A 2,244-nucleotide genomic window follows, 5' to 3' on the forward strand; every position below is an offset into this window, starting at 1 on the left:
AGGTCGCCGAAGAAACCTACTGTAGGTCGTCGATGCGACCTACCGTGGGTCGGTAGGCCGACCTACCGTAGGTTTTTTTCGGGGGCTCTCTAAGGTCCGTCTCTGAGCGGGTGTTTCTACACAGGAAATCCTTGCCTGAAGGCCTTCTATAATCGATCGAAATAAAAAGTCTTTCCCTAAGTGGATTGATCTTCGACAATAGAGCCATCGTCAAGGTATTTTAAAAGTAGGCAGAGGGCTACTCATACGTATGAGTAGCCCTCTGCCTACTTTGTGGGAATCAGGTTCATTTCAGGCTCTTTACTTCTTCATAGACAAGGCTTCATGAATCTACACCATTGTTGTTTAGCGGCACAGATAGGCAACATCGGGATATCGAATCATTCGAAATTGAAAACCTCCCACTATGGGGTGGATTACGTTGGGCTTCCCTTGTGGTCGAGAAAACATCTGCATGCTTTTCGCTGCTCTATTTTCATGCAAAGGTTGGATTTCCCTCCATCCAAAAAGGGCTTTCTTCTGTTTATATTCATCGAAAGAGATCCCCTTGTCGAGACACCATTGAATCGAATCACAACACTGGTTATAGGCCTTGCTGTATTTGGTTTCGGTATGTCCTCTTCTTGGGGTGAACGGCTTGACAGAGCTTTCCTGAGCACGTGTAAGTTCACAGAATACAATGTACTCATTACCTATTTGAGGGGTCACAACGAAATCGCAACGTCTTCCACCTTGAATACCAAGATCCCCTAGAAGGAGATCAAAAGATAGGATCTCTGCACCACAGGAGCTATCAGCTTGGCTTAGCTTCATGTCCCCCTCTGAATCGGTGCATAGACATTCACTGAGGTTGGCTACTGTGCAATCTTCCTTATCTCGTAGAGCAAAAGTACTTCCATTAGGAGTCATAGTATAGCTTGTCGAATCGATACATCCATGACGCTCCCGATTGATCCAGCCTTGTAGCCTAGTGCGGAAATTACTCATGATCTCCAAGACTCACATACTCATTGTAGATATCCTCCATCGCCTCAGTTAGGGGGAAGGTGTCGAGGACAAGTTCGCCCGTGTCCTCATCCTTCCCGATGAGCGGAAGGGCGGTGCCATTCTCAAGTAGGTAGACATCAAAGTCTTCCTCTTGCAATCCGATCTTACCTAATCGGCTCTTACGCAGTAGCACATTGATGTAGTTGGCTATGTAAGGGCTGTGCGTAGCGATCATTAGGGACATCTCTCGGTCAGCTTTTTTGTTGACAAATGCTTCTTCAACGGCGAGGTTAAGCAGAGCACACTGAGCTGTAGGGAAGAGATTTAGCTCAGGCTCCTCAATATAGAGATGCACGTGGAGCGGTAGCTCCATGAGCTCCATGGTTGGCTGGAATTTGACCAGTCGATCACTATCAAAGAGGTATGACAGAATGGATCGACGAAGAGCTCCTGCAAAAGAAAAACCTTGAGCGAAGTACTGGAGTAGTGAGACAATCGGTGTAGATGTCTGTATCCCAGATGAAGCGTATTTCAACTCAATTTCAGGTGCCTCATTTTCGGAGCTATTAGAGACAAGGTAGCGCATCTGGTTGTTACCTGCCTTTTTTGCTGTTAGTCGGAATCCTAGGTGCTTTAGATCTAGATTGGGGGTGACATTGAGCGCATCCTGTAAGTCTGCGAGGGTATCGTTGAAATAAAACCCAAGGTCATTTCGACCCGTTGATCGCCCAGATAAGAATACAGGCATTGCTCCACGTTCCTCGACGACATAGGCCTCCTTAAAGAAGCGTAAATGCTCGTTCTCAATACGGAACTTGTTTTGAAGTTTCCCCCCCTTATATCTGATGGTGTAGTGTGCCCCGCTATGGTAAGCTATATACTCAATCTCCGAGTTTTTCGAAATAGCAGTCTTTAGACCATCCTTTAGGAGGTTCTTGAATCCTAAGTTGAATGGAGAACGACTAATCGCCGAGTTAAGTAGATAGGAGCGGATATTCTCCATCTTGTAAATGTAGCGCATGAGGGCAAGAACCTTCATCAGGGTACTCTTACCTGTTGCCGAGGCCCCGATCAATACGGTCAGCGGACGGATATCGTCTATGCGTAGCTCTCGGATTGGACCAACGTTCTTGATGTATATGGACTCTTTGAAGGACATTCTGGAGGTGAAATTGGAGGTTTCTTCGGAGCAAAGGTAGTAAAAGGAATATAGTTCTTCGAAGCGAATGCGCAACGAGAATTTATTGAAGGTCCAGG

The 2,244-nt window shown here is 46.3% G+C and carries 2 protein-coding genes; both read right to left on the reverse strand.

Annotated elements, in window-relative coordinates; all coding sequences use genetic code 11:
- Positions 1–345: 345 nt before the first annotated feature.
- Entirely contained in the window at positions 346–987 is a 642-nt protein-coding gene (locus Q0336_RS06790) for a hypothetical protein (RefSeq protein WP_298526953.1), read from the reverse strand.
- Positions 980–2,244, reverse strand: a 1,265-nt coding sequence (locus Q0336_RS06795; protein WP_298526957.1) for a hypothetical protein, incomplete at its 5' end; no start/stop codon positions are given. The genes Q0336_RS06790 and Q0336_RS06795, both read right to left, overlap by 8 nt.

The sequence above is a fragment of the uncultured Porphyromonas sp. genome (genome assembly GCF_938039215.1).
Classification (GTDB): domain Bacteria; phylum Bacteroidota; class Bacteroidia; order Bacteroidales; family Porphyromonadaceae; genus Porphyromonas.

Coding starts and splice junctions, on each gene's coding strand:
- Q0336_RS06790 (WP_298526953.1), bottom strand. CDS start 987: ATGAGTAATTTCCGCACTAGGCTACAAGGCTGGATCAATCGGGAGCGT.